This is a genomic window from Pseudomonas sp. BRM28 (assembly GCF_002939405.1).
GTDB classification, from domain to species: Bacteria; Pseudomonadota; Gammaproteobacteria; order Pseudomonadales; family Pseudomonadaceae; genus Aquipseudomonas; species Aquipseudomonas palmensis.
In genome coordinates, this window is the sequence record NZ_PEFV01000001.1 from 1,468,201 (window position 1) to 1,487,476 (window position 19,276).

The window sequence follows — 19,276 nt, forward strand, 5'->3', positions numbered from 1 at the left end:
GTAACGGCCAACCACGATCAATCAGTCTGGCACGCCGTTATCACTTCGTCAGCGCCGACGAAGGTCGCAGTGGCAGAGCGTCGCAGTGCTCAGTCGCGCAGGGCCAGTTCGACCAGTTCATGCAGCTGCTGCAGGCTCGGGGGCGCTTCGGCGAACAGAATGCGAAACACCGTGGGAGCCACCAGCAGGTCGAGCAGCCGTTCCACCCCGGGGCCGGCTTCGCCACGCTGCTGCGCGCGGTCCAGCAAGGTCTGCAACTGGCCGCGCAGCAGGGTGGTGCAGTAGCCGGGGCAGGCGCTGCTGAGCACGTCGCGCATCATGTGTCGGCCGGGCTCGGAGCTCATCTCGTCCAGATACTGCTCGGCCCAGGCCAGCAGGTCGCCGCGCAAGGTGCCGGTGTCGAGGGGTTCACTGTCGGGGTGCAGGCGCTCCACCGCCACGTCGGCCAGCAGCGCCGCCAGTTCACCCCAGCGCCGGTAGATGGTCGAGGGGGTGACGCCGGCACGTGCGGCCACCATGGGCACGGTCAGGCTCGCGCGGTCCTGCTCCTGGAGCAGGGCCCGCACGGCGCTGTGCACCGATTGCTGGACACGGGCGCTGCGACCGCCCGTGCGAATACCTTCTTTGATCGCCATGGCGCGACCTTAACACAAAGGGTTTGCGTTAAGGATTCAGGGCGCGCAGACTGCACAAAAGCTAACGGTTAGCTTTAGTGGAGAAAGCACATGATCGGATTGTTCAGCCGTCCGGCGTCGGCGCGTTTGCGGCTGGTGTACCTGGCCGTCGCGCTGCTCGGGTTTCTGGCGGCCTCGAGTGCGCCGACGCCGTTGTACCAGCTGTATCAGCATGCGTGGCAGTTTTCGCCGGCAACCCTGACCCTGGTGTTTGCGGTGTATGCCTTGAGCCTGCTGGCGGCGTTGCTGACGGTGGGGTCGCTGTCCGATTACCTGGGGCGCCGGCCGGTGATCTTCGTGGCGTTGCTGCTCGAGAGCGTGGCGATGCTGCTGTTCATCCAGGCCGAGTCGGTGCCCTGGCTGCTTGCGGCGCGGTTGCTGCAAGGCTTTGCCACCGGCATGGCCACCAGTGTGCTGGGCGCCGCGCTGCTCGATACCGACCGCGAACAGGGGCCGTTGGTCAACAGCCTGGCGCCGCTGCTGGGCATGGCCTGCGGGGCGCTGGGCACCAGCGTGCTGGTGGAGTTCGCGCCGTGGCCGTTGCGCCTTGTGTATGGGGTGCTGCTGGCGCTGTTCGTGGTGCTGGCGCTGCTGGTGTGGCGTTTGCCGGAGAGCGTCAGCCGCCAGCCGGGCGCGCTGCGCGCCCTGCGTCCGAGCCTGCTGGTGCCGCCCCAGGCGCGTGGCGCGGTGTGGCGCATGCTGCCGGTGAACATTGCGGTGTGGGCGCTTGGCGGGTTCTTCCTCTCACTGGGGCCGTCGCTGGTGCGGGAGGTGAGCGGCCTGGGCTCAAGCCTGGTCGGTGGCGCGCTGGTGGCGACCCTGACCCTCAGTGGTGCGCTGGCGATCTATCGGCTGCGCCTGCGCCCGGCACAGCAGGTGCTGGCGCTGGGCACCGGGCTGCTGGCCGGCGGGGTGGGGCTGATTCTGCTGGCGCTGCACAACGCCAGCCTGGTGCTGTTCTTCGCCGCCACGCTGGTGGCGGGCAGCGGCTTTGGTGCGGGGTTTCTGGGTGCGTTGCGCAGCACCCTGCCACTGGCCGAGGCCCATGAACGGGCGGGGTTGATGGCCACGTTCTACGTGCTGAGCTACCTGGCGTTCTGTGTGCCCGCGCTGGCGGCCGGGTTGATGGTGCGCCAGTTCGGGCTGGTGGCCACCAGCGAGGTGTATGCGCTGGTGCTGGTCGGGTTGTGCGCGGTGGCGGGGGTGTTGAACCTGCCGGCGATGCGCGGAGCGCGATCTATCTGATCTCGATGGTGCTGCGTTTTCCGGCAAGAGCAGCGTGGATCTTTGTCGGCGCCGGCCTTCAGGCCTGGCGCCGTGCCCCCAGGCAATAGAACAGCCCCGCAAGCCCCACCGACAGCATCATCAGGTAGAACATCGCTGTCGGCATCAGGTGTGCCAGCGCAAACCCGCACAGCACCGGCCCCAGCGCCGCCCCCAGGTTGGACAGGTTCTGTGCGCCGTAATACACCCCGCGCAGGTGCTCCGGGGCAATGCTGTCGATGAACATGTATTCGGCCGGGATCACGATGATCTCGCCCAATGTGAACACCAGCATCGCCAGGCACCACACCCACAATGTCTGCGCCAGCGAGAACCCCAGCAACCCGATCACGAACAGCAGCATCCCGGCCAGCAGCCAGGGCATCAGCTGGCGACTGCCGATGCGCCGGCCGATGGCGTATTGCAGGGCGATCACCGTGATGGCGTTGGTCGCCACCAGGTAGCTGACGGTCTGGTTGGCCTGGATGGCCGATGTGGTGGTCACCAGGTACTGCGACAGGTAGGCCGTGAACTGGCCGAACACCACCGCACTGAGCGCGCCGCCCAGGGTGAAGTACACCAGGCGCCGATCGCCGAGCAGGTGCCTGCCGACCGCCAGCAGGCCCAGCGTCGGCCCGCCGAGCCCGGCGCGTGCAGCACGCTCGCCCCGGCGTTGATAGCTCAGGCACATGCCCAGCCCCAGCAATGCCGACAGCACGAACGGCAGCCGGTCATCCAATAGCACCAGCGCCACCCCAACAAAAGGCCCGACGGCATAGGCGACGTTGCTCAGGGTGTACTTGATCGAGAACACCTCGCCGCGTGCCTGCACTGGCAACAGCGCGCAGAAGCCGGCCTTGGCGGCAATGTCCACCACTGCCAGGGTGAGGTTGATCACCACCAGGCAGGCAACCAGCATCCCCAGTTGCCGGCTGGCCACGGCCACGAAGAACGCCAGGGCGAAGGCCAGGGTGGAGAACACGATCACCGTGTAGCTGCGCAGGGTGTCGATCAGGTAGCCGCCATACAGGCTCAGCAGCGAGCCGACGATCAGTGCACCGCCGATCATCAGGCCGATGGCGCTGATGCCCAGGGCGAAGTGCTCCGACAGGTAAACCACCAGGTACGGCAGGGTGATGGCCCGCGCCAGGGTCAGCACGAAGGTGGTGCACAGCAGCAGGCGAACCTCGGCGCCATAGCCCCGCAGGCTTTCGAGCATGTTCACGTCCTTGTCCGGTGAGGTCAGCCGCCAGCATACGTCAGCCTTGAAAGGCTCGCGAACGGCTTATATATAGGTAAAACAGATAACAGTTAGAGAAATTACCCGTTATATCGATATTCCATAGGGTTGTAACATCGATTTCACCTCACCGGAGGACAGGAGACCGACACCATGACCTGCACCAAGATAGCCCACCCCTTGCGCCCGCTGAGCCGCCTGGCTCACCCGCGCGAGGTGATCCGACAGTTCACCCCCAACTGGTTCGCCGCGACCATGGGCACCGGCGTGCTGGCGCTGGCGCTGCGGCAGGCGGTGCCGGGGTTGTCGGGTATGGCCGAGGCGCTGTGGCTGCTGACCATTGGCCTGTTCGTGCTGTTCAGCGTGCTCTACACCGCGCGCTGGGTGATGTTCTTCGATGAGGCGCGGCGGATTTTCGCGCATTCCACGGTCTCGATGTTCTTCGGCACCATACCCATGGGCCTGGCGACCATTCTCAATGGGGCGCTGGTATTCGGAGTCGAGCGCTGGGGCACGGGGGTGCTGCCGTGGGTCGAGGCGTTGTGGTGGTTGGACGTGGCCCTGGCGCTGCTGTGCGGGGTGGCGATCCCTTACCTGATGTTCACCCGCCAGGAGCACAGCATCGACCAGATGACCGCGGTATGGCTGCTGCCGGTGGTGGCGGCCGAAGTGGCGGCGGCCAGCGGCGGCCTGCTGGCCCCGCACCTGACGGACGTCCATCGCCAGTTCCAGGTACTGATCACCAGCTATGTGCTGTGGGCGGTGTCGTTGCCGGTGGCGTTCAGCATCCTGACCATCCTCACCCTGCGCATGGCGCTGCACAAGCTGCCCCAGGCGAGCATGGCCGCTTCGAGCTGGCTGGCACTCGGGCCGATCGGCACCGGTGCCCTGGGCATGATGCTGCTGGGCAGTGATGCACCGGCGATCTTCGCTGCCAATGGCCTGGGCAGCCTGGGCGAGATTGCCCGCGGGCTGGGGCTGGTGGCCGGTATCGTGCTGTGGGGTGCGGGGCTGTGGTGGTTGCTCACTGCCGTGTTGATCACGCTGCGCCATCTGCGCGATGGCATGCCGTTCAACCTGGGCTGGTGGGGCTTCACCTTTCCGCTGGGGGTGTATGCCCTGGCCACGTTGAAGCTGGCGGCGTGGCTGCAGTTGGGGTTCTTCACGGTGATGGGCCACGTGCTGGTGGTGGCGCTGGCAGGGCTGTGGCTGGTGGTGGCCAGCCGTACCCTGGCGGGGGCCTGGCGTGGCGAGCTGTTCGTGTCGCCTTGCATTGCGGGGTGCACGGGCAAGTGACAAGGGTGGCAGTTTCGCCGGCAAGGCCGGCTCCGGCAGGGTTTTGCTGGCGCTAGAAGGCCTTGTCGGCGAAGCGGTTCATGCGGTGGCTTGCATTTACCCGTGCATCTGTGGCTTTTTGCGGGCTGGCTTCCTCCAATAACAAAGCCCCACTCAGGACCCTGGACGATGAGTCACCCCTCACAGTTTGCCCTGCTGCAAAAACGGCGCTTTCTGCCGTTTTTCGTCACCCAGTCGCTGGGGGCGTTCAACGACAACCTGTTCAAGCAATCGCTGATCCTGGCCATTCTCTACAAGCTCAGCCTGGGCGGCGACGGCACGATGCTGGTCAACCTCTGCGCGCTGCTGTTCATCCTGCCGTTCTTCCTGTTCTCGGCCCTGGCCGGCCAGTTCGGCGAAAAGTTCGCCAAGGATGCGCTGATCCGCACCATCAAGCTGGCCGAGATTGTCATCATGGGCGTGGGCGCCGCGGGCTTTATCTATAACCACCTGTGGATGATGCTGGTGGCGCTGTTCGCCATGGGGACCCATTCGGCACTGTTCGGCCCGGTCAAGTACTCGATCCTGCCCCAGGCCCTGCGCGAAGAGGAGCTGGTGGGCGGCAACGGCCTGGTGGAGATGGGTACCTTCCTGGCGATCCTGGCCGGCACCATCGGCGCCGGGGTGATGATGTCCAGCACCCACTACGCGCCCATCGTGGCCAGCGCGGTGGTGCTGGTGGCGGTGCTGGGCTACCTGGCCAGCCGCGCAATCCCCCGTGCCGCGGCCTCGTCGCCGCAACTCAAGCTGCAATGGAACATCTTCAGCCAGACCGTCGCGACCCTGCGCATGGGCCTGAAACAGACCCCGGCGGTATCGCGCTCGATCGTGGGCAACTCGTGGTTCTGGTTTGTCGGTGCCATCTACCTCACGCAGATCCCGGCCTATGCCCAGGAGTGGATGCACGGCGACGAAACCGTGGTCACGCTGATTCTCACGCTGTTCTCGGTGGGCATCGCGGTGGGGTCGCTGCTGTGCGAGCGCCTCAGCGGGCGCAAGGTGGAGATCGGCCTGGTGCCGTTCGGATCGTTCGGCCTGACGGTGTTCGGCCTGCTGTGGTGGTGGCATTCGGGGGATATCCCGGCCGCCGGCGCGCCGTATGACTGGCTCGCCCTGCTGGGCATGAGCAAGGCCTGGTGGATCCTGCTGTCGATCATGGGCCTGGGTGTTTTCGGCGGTTTCTACATCGTGCCGCTGTACGCGCTGATCCAGTCGCGCACCCCCGAAGACGAGCGTGCCCGGGTGATCGCGGCCAACAACATCCTCAATGCACTGTTCATGGTGGTCTCGGCCGTGGTCACCATGCTGTTGCTGGGGCTGGCCAAGCTGAGTATCCCGCAGCTGTTTCTGGTGGTGTCGCTGCTCAACATCGCAGTCAACACCTACATCTTCCGCATCGTGCCCGAGTTCAGCATGCGCTTCATGATCTGGCTGCTCAGCCATTCCATGTACCGCGTCGAACACCGCGACCTGGACAAGATCCCGGATGAAGGCGCGGCGCTGCTGGTGTGCAACCACGTGTCGTTCGTCGATGCGCTGCTGATTGCCGGGGCCGTGCGCCGGCCGATCCGCTTTGTCATGTACTACAAGATCTACCGCCTGCCGGTGCTCAATTTCATCTTCCGTACTGCGGGGGCGATCCCGATTGCCGGGCGCAACGAAGACCTGCCGACCTACGAGCGTGCGTTCGAGAAAATTGCCGCCTACCTGGCCGACGGCGAGCTGGTGTGCATCTTCCCGGAAGGCAAGCTGACCTCCGATGGCGAGATCGATGCATTCAAGGGCGGATTGAGCCTGATTCTGGAGCGCACCCCGGTGCCGGTGATTCCGTTGGCGCTGCAAGGCCTGTGGGGGAGTTTCTTCAGCCGTGACCCGGCCAAGGGGTTTTTCCGGCGCCTGTGGTCGCGGGTGACCCTGGTGGCCGGTAGCGCCGTACCGGTGGAAACGGCGCAACCGGCGCTGTTGCGCGAGCGGGTCAGCGAACTACGCGGCACCTGGCGCTAGGCGCGGGGGCCAGGGTCAGCTGGCGCTGACCTTGAGCCCCACCAGGCCGATGATGATCAGTGCCACGCTGGCCAGGCGCATCAACGCCATGGATTCGCCAAACAGGATGATCCCGGCGATCACCGTACCCACTGCGCCCACACCGGTCCAGATCGCATAGGCGGTGCCCAGCGGCAGTTCCTTCATGGCAAGGCCGAGCAGGCCGAGGCTGACCGCCATGGCGGCAACCGTGAGCACAGTGGGCAGGGGGCGGGTGAAGCCGTCGGTGTATTTGAGGCCGATGGCCCAGCCGACTTCGAACAGGCCTGCGAAAAACAGGATGATCCAGGACATGCGCAGTACTCCATCTGTTGATGGGGCCGTCCCCGGATCGGTCACGCGGTGCGTCGTGAGGTCGTCCTCACAGTGCGCACTATAGTGCACATTTCCTTGCCGGGGGGCAAGTGGCGGTCAACGCGTGGCGTCGACCGCTGCCGTTTCGGCGACGGGTTCTTCCATGCGCCGGAACCAGGTCGAGAGTAGCGCACCGGAGATGTTGTGCCACACGCTGAACAGCGCGCTGGGCACCGCCGCCAGGGGCGAGAAGTGCGCACTGGCCAGTGCCGCGCCCAGCCCGGAGTTCTGCATGCCGACTTCCAGCGCCAGGGATTTGCGCTGGGCCAGCGGCAGCTTGAACAGCTTGCCGGTGACGTAGCCCAGGGCGAACCCGAAGGTGTTGTGCAGGATCACCACCGCCATGATCAGCAGGCCCGATTCGGCGATCTTGGCCTGGCTGGCCGCCACCACCGCGCACACGATCAGCACGATGCTCACCACCGACACCAGCGGCAGCACCTGCACCGCCAGCTGTACGCGCGGGCCGAGCAGGCGCTGGGCGAGCACGCCGAGCACGATCGGCAGCATCACCAGTTGCAGGATCGACCAGAACATCTCCATGAACGAGACCGGCAGCCACGCCGAGGCCAGCAGCCAGATCAGCGCGGGGGTCAGCAGCGGGGCGAGCAGGGTGGTGACGGCGGCTATCGCCACAGCCAGGGCCAGGTCGCCCTTGGCCAGCCACGCCATCACATTGGAGGAAGTACCGCTTGGGCAGCAGCCGACCAGGATCACGCCCACGGCGATTTCGGCGGGCAGGTGGAACAGCTGGCACAGCAGCCAGGCCACGCCCGGCATGATCACGAAGTGGGCGACCACGCCCAGGGCCACGCGCCAGGGCTGGCGGAACACGGCTGCGAAGTCTTCGACCTTGAGGGTCAGGCCCATGCCGAACATCACCACGCCCAGCAGCGGCACGATGGCGACCTTCAGGCCGATGAACCAGGCGGGTTGGAAGAAGGCCAGGAGGGCAAACAGCAGCACCCACCAGGCGAATGTATTGCCGACGAAGCGGCTGAGGGCGGCGAGGGCGCGCATGGGGGACTCCTTTTTTATTATCGGCGGCCCCATCGCGGGTCAAGCCCGCTCCCACAAGGATTGCAGCGACCCTGTAGGAGCGGGCTTGACCCGCGATGAGGCCCGCAAGGCCTCTATATAGCTATGTAGAGAGAAGCCGATCAGACCCCCTGCGGGATCTCCTCTCCACCCAGCGCTTCGAACAGCGCCGGCAGGAAGTCGCCGAAGGTCAGCATCATCAGGGTGAAGCTGGCATCGAGCTGGCCAAGGGCCTCTTCGCCGCCGTCTTCCTCGGCCTGGTCCTGCAGCAGCTCTTCGAACTTCAGGCGCTTGATCACCATCTTGTCGTCCAGCACGAACGACAGCTTGTCCTGCCAGGCCAGCGACAGCTGCGTCACCACCTTGCCGGTACCCAGGTGCAGCTGGATCTCGTCGCTGGTCAGGTCCTGGCGCTTGCAGCGTACGATGCCGCCGTCTTCGTGGGTGTCGCGCAGCTCGCACTCGTCCAGCACATAGAAGTCGGGCGCAGCCTTCTGCGACTTGACCCAGTCGGTCAGGGTCGCGCTTGGGGCGATCTTCACGGTCACCGGGCGCACCGGCAACGAGCCCATCACTTCACGCAGGGTCGACAGCAGGTCCTCGGCACGCTTGGCGCTGGCCGAGTTGACCAGGATCAGGCCCTGCTTGGGCGCGATGGCGGCGAAGATCATCGAACGACGGATGAAGGCGCGGGGCAGGAAGGCCTGGATGATCTCGTCCTTGATCTGGTCGCGCTCCTTCTTGTAGACCTTGCGCATCTGCTCGGCTTCGATCTCGTCGATCTTCTCCTTGACCGCATCACGCACCACGCTGCCGGGCAGGATGCGTTCTTCCTTGCGTGCCGCGATCAGCATGAAGTCGCCACTGACATGCACCAGGGGCGCATCTTCGCCCTTGCCGAAGGGCGCGACGAAACCGTAGGTGGTCAACTCCTGGCTGGCACAGGGGCGCGCCGGCTTGCTGGCCAGTGCGGTTTCCAACGCCTCGGCGTCGAACTGGATGTCCTGGGTAAGGCGGTAGGGCAGCAGGTTTTTGAACCACATGGGGTGCATCTCTCCTCGGTACATAAGGAGGGCATTATTCTCCGAGCGGCGTGTTCAGGCCAAGCCCGCTAAGTCATTGGAAGGCCTGAAAAATAATTTTAAAAAAGTGCTTGCCAGAGTGTGAGGTGCTCCGTAGAATGCGCGCCACACCGAGACGAAGGGTGATTAGCTCAGCCGGGAGAGCATCTGCCTTACAAGCAGAGGGTCGGCGGTTCGATCCCGTCATCACCCACCACTTCTCAGTGTATCGCGCAGCGGTAGTTCAGTCGGTTAGAATACCGGCCTGTCACGCCGGGGGTCGCGGGTTCGAGTCCCGTCCGCTGCGCCATATATTAGCTTCAGGGCCCACTGAACTCCCTGAAGCCACAAACGAAGCGACCTTAGGGTCGCTTTTTTTGTGCCTGGCGTTTGGCCGCGCCTGCCACGCATCCCCATCCAACAACGAAAAAGGCGCCGCTGAGGGCGCCTTTTCCAGACAGCCTCGCGCCGTCTTACCAGTTGTAGGTCACGTCTGCACTCAGGGTGCGGCCTTCGCCGTAATAGCAGTCCAGCCCGCCATTGCAGGCCGCCACGTACTTCTCGTCCGTGAGGTTCTGCAGGTTGGCCTTGAGCTTCACGCCCTTGACGTGCAGCGGCGATTTTTCCAGGTCATAGGACACCATGGCGTCATACACGGTGTAGGACGGAATCTGGAAAGAGTCGCCCACGTAGTCCGAACCGTAGCTGCTGCGCACATAGCGCGCGCCCAGGCCCACACCGAACCCGGCCAGTACTGTGGAAACGTCGAAGTCGTAGTTGACCCACGCCGAAGCGGTCAGCGGTGGCTGCATGGCCAGGGTACGGCCTTCGCGGCCGTCGTTGATGCTGCGCCACTTGATCTGGTTGCGTGATACCGCAGCCAGCACGCTCAGGTTGTCGGTGACATTGACCTTGCCTTCCAGCTCGACACCACGCGAACGCACCGAGCCGCTCTGCACGCTCAGGCTCGGGTCGTCGCGGTCGTTGGTCAGCATGTTGTCCTGGTCGATCTGGTAGGCGGACAGCTGGATGAAACCGTCGATCGACCTGGGCTCGTACTTGATGCCCACTTCATACTGCTTGCCGTTGGTGGGGTCGAAACCCGAACCGTTGGCGTCGACACCGGACAGCGGCAAAAACGACTCGGCGTAACTCACGTAGGGCGTCACACCGTTGTCGAACGAGTAGCCCAGCCCCGCACGCGCGGTGAACTTTTCATCCTTCTGGTTGGTGTGGCCGCCGTTGAGCGGCGTCTTGTTGTCGGTTTCGGCAAAGTCATAGCGGCCGCCCACGGTCAGGAACCATTTGTTCCACAGCAGTTGATCCTGGGCATACAGGCCGGTCTGGGTAATGGTGTTGTCCCAGCGGTAAGGCTGGGTGAAAGTGAACTTGCTGCCGTAGACCGGCTTGTACAGGTCGATGCCCGGGCCGCGACGGTCGTATCGGCCGAGGAACTCGGAGTTGAAGTGGTAATAGTCCACCCCCAGCAGCAGGGTGTGGTCCAGCTCGCCGGTCTTGAACTTGGCCTGGGCGGTGCTATCGATGCCGTAGACCCGGTTGTGCTGCGCCCAGTCCACCCCGAAGCGGTCTGCCTGGTAGCTGAAGTCGTTGGCGCCGGTGACCGGGTTGGGGCCGAATGAATAGCCGTGCAGTGGCGCGACGTAGCGGTCGTCGAGGTCGGCGTAGCGTGCGTTCTGCTTGAGGGTCCACGTGTCGTTGAGCTCGTGGGCGATCTCGTAGCCGACCACGAACTGCTCGCGGTCATATTTGTTCAGGCCCGGCTCGCCGATGAACAGGCTGCGGCTGATGCGCCCGTTGGCGGTGCTGTACACCGTGCCCTTGGCCGGCAGGCCCTGGGCTTCCGGGGTGTCGCGGTCTTTCTGGTACTGGCCGAACACCGTGACGGTGGTGCGCTCGTTGGCCAGCCAGGTCAGGCTGGGCGCCAGCAGCATGCGGTTCTGGTCGGCATAGTCGATCTGCGAGTTGCTGTCGTTGACCACGCCGGTCAGGCGATAGAGGAACTGACCCTGATCGTCGATCGGGCCACCGAGGTCGAAGGCCCCGTACTTGCGGTCGTAGCTGCCGCCACCGATGACCACTTCATGCAGCGGCGTGGCGGTGGGGCGCTTGCTCACCATGTTGACGATGCCGCCCGGCTGGTTCTGGCCATACAGCACCGACGCCGGGCCCTTGAGCACTTCGATGCGCTCCAGGGTGTAGGGGTCGATCTGCAGCGAGCCACCCGTGCTGCCGCCGCTGTAGGGCAGGTGCAGGCCGTCCAGGTACAGCGGGGTGGGGGAGAAGCCGCGGGAGGTGGGTTCATCGAACACCTTCACCCGGTCGGCGAAGCCGCCACCGGTCATGCCGGCGGTGTAGCGCAGGGCCTCGGTGACCGACTGGGCGCCGCGCATCTTCACTTCGTCCTGGGTGATGACGTTGATCGTCTGCGGGATCTCGCTCAGGGCCGTGTCGGTCTTGGAGCCGGTGGCGCTGCGCTTGGCCACGATCCCGTCGACCGGGCCGTAGGCCGATTCGGTTGCGCGGCTGTCGATGTTGGTGGCGCCCAGCACCACGGATGCATCGGCGGCAGGCAGTTTTTCCAGCACCAGGGTCTGACCGTCCAGCAACTGCCAGGTATGGCCGCTGCCCTGCAGCAACCGGTCCAGGGCCTGGGCCAGGGTAAAGGCACCCTGCAGGGCCGGGCCGGACCGGCCAGCCAGGTCGCTGGAGTTGAACACCAGACGTACGTTGGCCTGGTCGGCCAGTTGAGTGAGCATCCGGTCCAGCGCCTGGGGCGCCAGGTTCAGGGTCAGGCGCGTAGTGGTTTCGGCTGCGTGGGCCAGCGGCAGGGTCAGCGGCACCCCGCCACCCAGGGTCAGAGCGATGGCCAGCGTCAGGGTACGGCCACTGAACGGAAAAGCGTTGGAAAGCGCCTGCATTGAAATCGTCCGTCATCAAATGTTGGTAAGAAGCGATATTTATGAGAAGTATTCGCGTTCAAACCAACGACGATTCATTGCCGTCAACCTTGCCAACAAAATCCGAATTTATTTTTCTTCGACGCTCTCGCGGTTCATCACCAGGGTCAGCCACGGCAGTTGCACGACCCGCAGCGGTTGGGTGCGCGCCAGGGTACTGAACATCTGGGCACCGTCGTCCAGGTTGAACACCCCGCTCACCGCCGTGCTCGGCAATTGCCCCGTCACCACCAGTGCGCCGGGTACATAGCGCCCGATTTCGCTGACCACCTCGTCGAGTGGGCGTCGATTGAAGATCAGCTTGCCGCGCTGCCATGCCGAATCACTGGTCAGGTCCAGCGGGCGCGTGGAGGACGGTGGCAGGCCCTGGGCATAGTCCAGTTGCTGGGCCGGTTCCAGGCGCGCGCTCTGGCCACCGGACGTTACCTGCACCACGCCCTCGCTGACGCCGACCCGCACCTGCTGTTCGAGCAGGTTCACGTCGAACCGGGTGCCCAGTGCCTGGGCCGTGCCTGCGGCGGCATGCACCACGAATGGACGCGCCGGGTTCTTGCTGACCTGGAAAAGCGCCTCGCCCTTGATCAGGTCGATATCGCGACGCGTGGACGAATAGCGCACCGACAGTGCGCTGGCGCTGTTGAGCCAGACCTCGCTGCCGTCCTCCAGCACCAGGTGCCTGCGTTCGCCGACGGCGGTCGACTGGTCGGCCATGTACACCTTCATTGGCTGCCCCAACTGGGTCACGGCCAGCACCGCCAGCCCGGCGGCCAGCGCAGCCCATCGCAAGGGTTTTGCACGGCGTTGGGGCGCTGGCGGCACGAAGGATTGCGCGGTGGCCGTCTGCGCTACCCCGTGCCACATCTGCTCGGCCAGCCGCGCCGCTGCTTCGTGCGCCGGGCTGCGCTGGCGCCACTGGCGAAACGCGGCATGATCCGACTCGCTGGCATTCCCCGACATCAGCATCACCCACTGCTCGATGGCCTGATCCTCCAGCTCGACAGGGGATGGTTGGGAAGGGTTGGGTCTAGTCATGATGAGGGGCTGCTGAAACCTTCAGAGGGGGCGTACCGGGCATTCTAAATAGATTCCGACTGACGTAGCCAATCGCGGCAGTGCCGCATGGCTTGCACAATGTACTTGCCCACCGTGCTTTCGGACACGTCCAGGCGCACGGCTATCTGTGCATGGGTCAAGCCTTCGAGGCGATTGAGCAGCAGTGCCAGGCGCGCCTTGCTGGGCAACTGGGCCAGGCTGCGGTCCAGTTGTTCGATCGCTTCGGCAGCCAGGAACTGCTTCTCGGGGGAGGCGAGGGGGTCGCAGACGTCCAGGTTGTCACTGACGTCGTCATGCAGCGCCGAGCGTCGCTGTTCCTGGCGCAGGCGGTCGATGGCAAGGTTGCTGGCAACGCGAAAGACAAAGGCACGCGGTTCGAGAATCTGCGCCGTATCGGACAGGCTGGCCAGTCGCAGGTAGGTGTCCTGGGCCACGTCCGCGGCCTTTTCCACATTGCCCATGCGCCGTGCAAGAAACGCCAGAAGGTCGGCGTAATGCTCCTGGAAGGCGCTGACCAGCGGGTTGACGGCGGAGGTTGGGGTGGACATCCATTGTGCTCGTGCGACGTAATGCGCAAGCTTATCTCAAATGAGAATGACTATCATAGATATGTTTTTTTACAGGTCAGGCCTTTTTCGCCGTGTGTGCATTCGTTGTTTGTCGAGGTGGGGGGTTCAGTTAAAGTAGGGCGCCTTTCAGCAGGCCGGGCGAGCTCCGGCCGCTGGCCGATGACGACCACTGCCAGAGACCTCATATGCAGGATGCAACCCCCGCCGCCGCGCCCTTGCTGGGCATTGACCTGGGCACCACCAACAGCCTGATCGCCGTATGGCAGCAAGGCCGTGCCCAACTGATCCCGAATGCCCTTGGCGAGGTGCTTACCCCCTCGGTGGTCAGTATCGATGACGACGGCAGCATCCTGGTGGGGCGCGCCGCCCGTTCGCGATTGACCACCCACCCCGATCACAGCGTCGCGGCATTCAAGCGTTTCATGGGCAGCGAAAAGCGCCTGGAGCTGGGCGGGCAGGCATTCAGCCCCGAAGAGCTCTCGGCCCTGGTGCTGGGCTCGCTGAAGCACGACGCCGAGGCCTTTCTGGGCTGCGCGGTGCACGAGGCGGTGATTTCGGTGCCGGCCTATTTCAGCGATGAACAGCGCAAGCGCACCGTGTTCGCCGCCGAGCTGGCGGGCCTCAAGGTGCAGCGCCTGATCAACGAACCGACCGCCGCCGCCATGGCCTACGGCCTGCACGAGCAGAAATTCGAGCGCACCCTGATCTTCGACCTGGGGGGCGGTACCTTCGACGTCACTGTGCTCGAATACGCCCTGCCGCTGATCGAGGTGCATGCTTCCACCGGCGACAACTTTCTTGGCGGCGAAGACTTCACCGAAGCGCTGCTGCAGGCCTGCCTGAAGGACTGGGGCATGACCCTGTCCAGCGTCGAACCGCAGGCGCTGGCGAGCCTGTACGACAGCATCGAACTGCTCAAGTGCAAGCTGGGCGAAGGCCCGCAGACGGTCTACTGGAAGGGGGCCGGCGAGCCCCGCGAGTGGACCCTGGACGAGCTGGGCGCGCAGACGATCTGGGAGCCGCTGCTGGGCCGGGTGCGCGCGCCCATCGAGCAGGCCCTGCGCGACGCGCGGCTGAGCCCGCGCGACCTCGACAGCCTGGTGCTGGTGGGCGGTGCCACGCGCATGCCGGTGGTGCAGCAGATGGTGGCCAAGCTGTTCGGCCGCCTGCCGTACCGCCACCTCGACCCCGACACCATCGTCGCCCTGGGCGCTGCCAGCCAGGCGGCCTGCAAGGCCCGCGACTCGGCCATCGAAGAGCTGATCCTGACCGACGTATGCCCCTACACCCTGGGCATCGAGACCACCCGCGGCGCCAACATCAGCGGGGTATTCTCGCCGATCATCGAGCGCAACACGGTGATACCGACCTCGCGGGTGCAGCGCTTCTACACCTCCCACGAACAGCAGAAGACCATCAACGTCGAGGTCTACCAGGGTGAGCGGCCGTGGGTGCGTGACAACATCTTCATCGACAGCTTCGTCGTCGAGCTGACCCCGATGGACAAGATCCAGTCACTGGACATCCGCTTCAGTTACGACATCAACGGCCTGCTCGAAGTCGACGTGACCCTGGTGGACACCGGCAAGCGCCACAGCCACAGCATCGACCGCAGCCCCACCGGGCTGGATGAAGAGGCGCGCCAGAACAGCCATCAGCGCCTGGCCGGGCTGAAGATCCACCCGCGCGATGCATTGCCCAACCGAACCCTGACGGCGCGCCTGGAGCGCGCCTGGATGCAGTGCCTGGGCGATGAGCGCGAGCAGATCGGCACCTGGCTGAGCGACTTCAGCCAGGTGCTGGCCACCCAGCAGTCCAGCCTGATCGCCAGCCAGCGCCAGCAGTTGAACGAGGCGCTGGACGCACTCAACCTCTAGCCGATCAGGCGCCGCAGCACAGCCTGCAGCCCGCCGCTGAGAGCGTCGGGGTCATGATGCTCCGGCGACACGCCCCAGCGGTTGGGCAGCACGTCGCCGGGCATCACCACCAGCACCAGCGGCAGGAACGGCAGCGCTACCGACAGTGCAGCCAGCAGCACCATCACCACGATCCCATGGCCAATGTCGTGCAGCCGGCGCAGGCAGGTGCCGAACAGCAGGGCCAGGCCCAGGCCGATCTTGACCATGGCCTCGGGCGCATCGCTGGAGGTGATGGCAAGCACCAGGGTGACGAAGAACCACAACATCAGCTGGCCGACGAATGCGCCACGGCCCAGGCGCGTGTTCCAGCGCCAGAAGGCCCAGGGCGATACTGGCTGAAGATCGGCCTGGGCCAGCAGCAGGCGCTCGCACCAGGACAACACCGCGGTCAGCGCAAAGCGCAGGCCGATACCGGTGCTGGGGTCATCCTTGGCCTTTTGCAGCTGCTTGAGCACCTTGAGGCGCGGTACGCCGACACGGCCGTAGCGGATCAGGCCCTTGAGCGTATCCATGACCTGGTAGAACACCGCGCTGTCCATGCCGTAGGCATCGAGCTTCTCGCGCGGCGGCCGGCTCGGCTCGCCCTTGATCAGGCCGCTGCGAAAGGCTTCGAACCACGGCTCTTCACTGGAGATGTCGGCCATGGTGCGCAGCAGCACGCGGTGCTGTTCGGCATCCAGTGCCGGGTCGTGGTAGAGCACCGCCCAGAACAGCATCATGCCCAGCAGGTCGTCGGCGAAGGCCTCTTCGTCCTTCTGGTAGCTGGCCAGCAACGCCAGCGTGCTGGGCAGGCGCGCACTGCTCAGGGCCTGGTCCGGCGCGGGCAGGCTGTCGGCAATGGCTTTTTGCAGCGGGTCGCGGCTGTCCAGCCAGCCCAGCAGCCCATCGAGGTTGCCTTGTTCCTGCAGCAGGTTCAGCAGCAGGGTATGGACCTTTGCCAACGGATGGCCGGGTGGGCACTGCAGGGTGTCGAGCATGCTCGGCGTCACCAGCGCCAGCCAGCGTTGTGGCGCCTGGGCCAGGGCCAGCATGAACAGTGCCTGGCGGTGCCAGTGCCACAACTCGGCGCCGGCCGGTGCGGGAGGCAGCACCACGCCTGCGGCGCCCAGCTCGCATTGCATCTCCAGGCCGAACGGTACCGGCATCATGGCGCGCGGGCTGAAGGTCTCGTGCAGGCGGGCCAGGGTGCGCCCGTCGTAGGCGCGCAGGCGGCGCAGCCAGTCGCGGCACAGGGTGGTGGCGCCGTCCTTGAGCACGTCGGGCAGTTGTGGGTGCGGCGAGTTGCTGTTCAGGAACGCCTGGATCGCCAGGGGGATCGGCGCCTGTTGCAGCCAGGCCAGTTGCTGTTGGGCCTGGTAGCGCAAGCCGTCGAGGATCAGTTCATCGATCAGGTGGCTGCTTTTCGGTTCGTCGAGCACCTGTTGCAACAGCGCGGCGTCACCGCAGTGCAGGGCCCAGGCGTGACGGTACAGACGCTGCAGGGCCGGGTCCGGGTGTTCGTCGATCAGGCTGGCGAGCAGTTCCAGCTCACGCTCATCGGTGGCCCGCCAGTCGACGAACTGCCCCGCGATGCCGTCCAGTTCCAGGCGCGCGGCCTGGAACCAGCGCGTCAGGGTTTCCGGGCGCTGCGCCGGGCTGCCCAGGGTCTGTTCGTCTTCGCTCAGGTCGTCGGGCCAGGTGCGCACCGGCGCCAGGCGGTCGAAGGCCTGGATCATCAGCGGCAGGCGTTGCGGCTGGTGCGCGGTGCACAGGTCCAGCAGCTCGCGGGCGGCCACCGGGTGGCGGAATTCCAGCCACAGGCGGCTCCAGCACGACAGCGCTTCTTCTTCCTTGCCCAGCAGGCTGGCCTGGCAGGCCAGCTGGTACAGCGCGTCGACATCGTCGGGTTGTAGCGCCTGGCGTTCGACGCACAGCGCGTACAGGCTCGGGCTGGCCACCCCGGCCTGGCCGATCTGCAGCAGCAGGCGTTCGACCAGTGCGGCGTCCGGGGGCAGGGCGACCACGGTGTGTTCCCGGGCGAAGGCGGCCAGTTCGAACAGCGGGCGGTTGTTGTAGAGGTGGTCCAGGCTGCGCAGGTACCACAGGGTTTCCAACTGCGCGGCCGTAGACCAGTCGTTCATCAGGCGCATGTCGAACGGGTCGGGGGCGGCGAAGCGAGCCAGCAGCGTCTCGACTTCCTGCGCCTCTTCGAAGCCCAGGCGCAGCAACTGCTTGTCCCAGGCCAGGCGCTTGGCCAGCACCTGCACGCAGGCATTGGACAGCTGGCCGGCTTCTTCCAGGCGCCACAGCAGCTCCCAGCTGACGTCCTCGAGTTCTTCGAGGGGCAACTGGTCGAGCTCACGCAAGTAGTCCTGCCAGGCATCGACGTTGTAGCGCCGGGCCGGGTCGGCGAGCATGCGGGCGAAGGTGGCGATGACCGGGTGCACGCGAGGCGGGCGCGGCGGGCGTTCTGCGTAGGCCTGTTCTTCGCCGACGTCCTCGTCCTCTTCGTCGTCTTCGTCATCCGTGCGGGTGGCGAGCTTGAGCGCGTGCTCGTAGGCCTGGCGCAGCAGTTGGAAGCCCTGCGGGTCGGTTTCGGGGTGAAACTCCGGCAGGCGGGCGCGGTAGGCGCCGCGGATGACGTCCTGGTCCTTGGTGGGCTCGATGCCCAGCTTTATCCAGCAACTCATGACCAGGTGCCCTCCTCGAGCGAATCGGGCCGGGGCGGGTAGTCCAGTGGTAGGTCCCAGGGCAGGCTGGCGAACAGTGCCTTGCCGCGCTTGAGCATGTTCATGATGATGCAGCGGTTCCAGTGCTCGGCGCCCTGGCGGTCGATCCGGTAGGGGTAGACGTCGTCGTCATGGCTGGAGCAGTTCCATAGCGATTTGCCGAACATGTAGCCGGCGATGTAGGTGTCCCAGCTGTTGTAGAAGTGGCGTGCGCGCAGGGCCAGGCGGCTGTGCAGCCAGAGGCTTTCGGGCTCGGTGATCAGGTTCTCGAACACCCCGGCGCGCAGCAGGTAGCCCATGCGGCCCAGGTCCCAGGCGCGGGTGCCGCCGAAGCCGCAATCGGCATAGGTGCGTGCGGCAAATTCATAGTTGGCGCGCTCGCGCGGGCCCAGCTCGTCAAGCAGTGCCTGCCATTGGCTGGGTTGGCGGCGAGGGTATTGCCAGTAGGCATCGTTGAGTTTTTCGGCGTGGCCGGTGTCGGCCATGCGCAGCATGTCGAGCAGCTCGCGGCGGTTGTTGATGCCCCACCATTTTTTCAGGTCCAGGTCCCCTTCGGCTTCGAAATAGCGGGGGGAGGTGAGGCTGGCGCCGTTGAGGGCGGCCATGGGTGCAGAAAGGGCGTACAGCCAGTGCTGTTCAATCTCTTCCATGAATAGAAGGCTCCGGGGTCGACGGGGAATGGGCGGGGTCGACCGTAATGGCGCGGATTGTAGAGAGGCGGGGCGGGTGGGGCAATTGGATCCAGATTTTTTCGGCAGTGGTGTCTACCGGTGCTGGTTTTCTTGCTCTTGCTCTTGCTGTTGCTTTGCTTTTGATCTTTCCGTCCTTCAGGAGGCCGGATGCTGGACGGAGCGGTTTTGCTTACTTTTTCCAAGAAAAAAGTAAGCCGCTGTAAGAGCGGAAGGGGCCTTCGGCGTGTCTGTCCATGCTGGATAAGCTCGCTAACCTTACAACCGTCGCTCCCCGGGAAGGGGGCCGAGAGATTATCCGGCACGGGCGGTGATCCAAGCGCCCCACAAGCCCCCCTGAAGAACCGGAACA

14 protein-coding genes and 2 tRNA genes are annotated in these 19,276 nt (G+C 65.2%); 6 read left to right on the forward strand and 10 right to left on the reverse strand.

Translation table 11 applies throughout. The features are described 5' to 3' along the window. Positions 1-89: 89 nt before the first annotated feature. On the reverse strand, positions 90-635 hold the full coding sequence (locus tag CR917_RS06915) for a TetR/AcrR family transcriptional regulator (protein WP_043860011.1): 546 nt from the start codon (positions 633-635) through the stop codon (positions 90-92). A 90-nt stretch (positions 636-725) separates the two neighbouring features. Here CR917_RS06915 and CR917_RS06920 point away from each other — a divergent pair, with 90 nt between their 5' ends. Then, entirely contained in the window at positions 726-1,919 is a 1,194-nt protein-coding gene (locus CR917_RS06920; RefSeq protein ID WP_078479788.1) for an MFS transporter, read from the forward strand. Between the two features lie 58 nt (positions 1,920-1,977). Here the strand turns inward: CR917_RS06920 and CR917_RS06925 are convergent, their stop codons facing one another. Then, positions 1,978-3,156 (reverse strand): MFS transporter, encoded by a 1,179-nt coding sequence (locus CR917_RS06925; protein WP_104572061.1) that lies wholly within the window; start codon positions 3,154-3,156, stop codon positions 1,978-1,980. A gap of 174 nt (positions 3,157-3,330) precedes the next feature. On the opposite strand from CR917_RS06925, the gene CR917_RS06930 reads away from it, so the two are divergent. Both CR917_RS06930 and CR917_RS06935 read left to right on the forward strand, forming a co-directional pair. Continuing rightward, on the forward strand, positions 3,331-4,473 hold the full coding sequence (locus tag CR917_RS06930) for a TDT family transporter (RefSeq protein WP_058541019.1): 1,143 nt from the start codon (positions 3,331-3,333) through the stop codon (positions 4,471-4,473). A gap of 168 nt (positions 4,474-4,641) precedes the next feature. Then, entirely contained in the window at positions 4,642-6,516 is a 1,875-nt protein-coding gene (locus tag CR917_RS06935) for an MFS transporter (protein ID WP_100635010.1), read from the forward strand. Positions 6,517-6,531: 15 nt separating this feature from the next. On the opposite strand, the gene sugE is transcribed toward CR917_RS06935, so the two are convergent. From sugE to rdgC, 3 genes are all read right to left on the reverse strand, one after another. Then, a complete protein-coding gene (sugE, locus tag CR917_RS06940) occupies positions 6,532-6,849 on the reverse strand; it encodes a quaternary ammonium compound efflux SMR transporter SugE (protein ID WP_043860016.1) in 318 nt (105 codons plus the stop codon). Between the two features lie 117 nt (positions 6,850-6,966). Beyond that, positions 6,967-7,929 (reverse strand): bile acid:sodium symporter family protein, encoded by a 963-nt coding sequence (locus CR917_RS06945; protein WP_104572062.1) that lies wholly within the window; start codon positions 7,927-7,929, stop codon positions 6,967-6,969. 140 nt (positions 7,930-8,069) lie between these two features. Continuing rightward, entirely contained in the window at positions 8,070-8,990 is a 921-nt protein-coding gene (rdgC, locus tag CR917_RS06950; RefSeq protein WP_043860018.1) for a recombination-associated protein RdgC, read from the reverse strand. A 159-nt stretch (positions 8,991-9,149) separates the two neighbouring features. On the opposite strand from rdgC, the gene CR917_RS06955 reads away from it, so the two are divergent. Next, positions 9,150-9,225 (forward strand) — tRNA-Val (locus tag CR917_RS06955). A gap of 16 nt (positions 9,226-9,241) precedes the next feature. Further along, positions 9,242-9,318, forward strand: a tRNA-Asp gene (locus tag CR917_RS06960). A gap of 163 nt (positions 9,319-9,481) precedes the next feature. On the opposite strand, the gene CR917_RS06965 is transcribed toward CR917_RS06960, so the two are convergent. The 3 genes from CR917_RS06965 to CR917_RS06975 form a co-directional block, all read right to left on the reverse strand. Then, positions 9,482-11,947, reverse strand: a complete 2,466-nt coding sequence (locus CR917_RS06965; protein ID WP_043860019.1) for a TonB-dependent siderophore receptor — start codon at positions 11,945-11,947, stop codon at positions 9,482-9,484. A 108-nt stretch (positions 11,948-12,055) separates the two neighbouring features. Beyond that, positions 12,056-13,018: a FecR domain-containing protein gene (locus CR917_RS06970; RefSeq protein ID WP_043860020.1), complete on the reverse strand. Its 963-nt coding sequence runs from the start codon at positions 13,016-13,018 to the stop codon at positions 12,056-12,058. 44 nt (positions 13,019-13,062) lie between these two features. Further along, positions 13,063-13,587 (reverse strand): sigma-70 family RNA polymerase sigma factor, encoded by a 525-nt coding sequence (locus CR917_RS06975; protein ID WP_043860021.1) that lies wholly within the window; start codon positions 13,585-13,587, stop codon positions 13,063-13,065. A gap of 206 nt (positions 13,588-13,793) precedes the next feature. Here CR917_RS06975 and CR917_RS06980 point away from each other — a divergent pair, with 206 nt between their 5' ends. Continuing rightward, on the forward strand, positions 13,794-15,485 hold the full coding sequence (locus CR917_RS06980) for a molecular chaperone HscC (protein WP_104572063.1): 1,692 nt from the start codon (positions 13,794-13,796) through the stop codon (positions 15,483-15,485). Here the strand turns inward: CR917_RS06980 and CR917_RS06985 are convergent. Further along, a complete protein-coding gene (locus CR917_RS06985) occupies positions 15,482-18,196 on the reverse strand; it encodes a molecular chaperone DnaJ (protein ID WP_104572064.1) in 2,715 nt (904 codons plus the stop codon). The two genes, CR917_RS06980 and CR917_RS06985, sit on opposite strands and share 4 nt — an antisense overlap. After that, positions 18,193-18,885 (reverse strand): DUF1266 domain-containing protein, encoded by a 693-nt coding sequence (locus tag CR917_RS06990; RefSeq protein WP_043860023.1) that lies wholly within the window; start codon positions 18,883-18,885, stop codon positions 18,193-18,195. Before CR917_RS06990 ends, CR917_RS06985 begins: the two co-directional genes overlap by 4 nt. Positions 18,886-19,276: the final 391 nt, after the last annotated feature.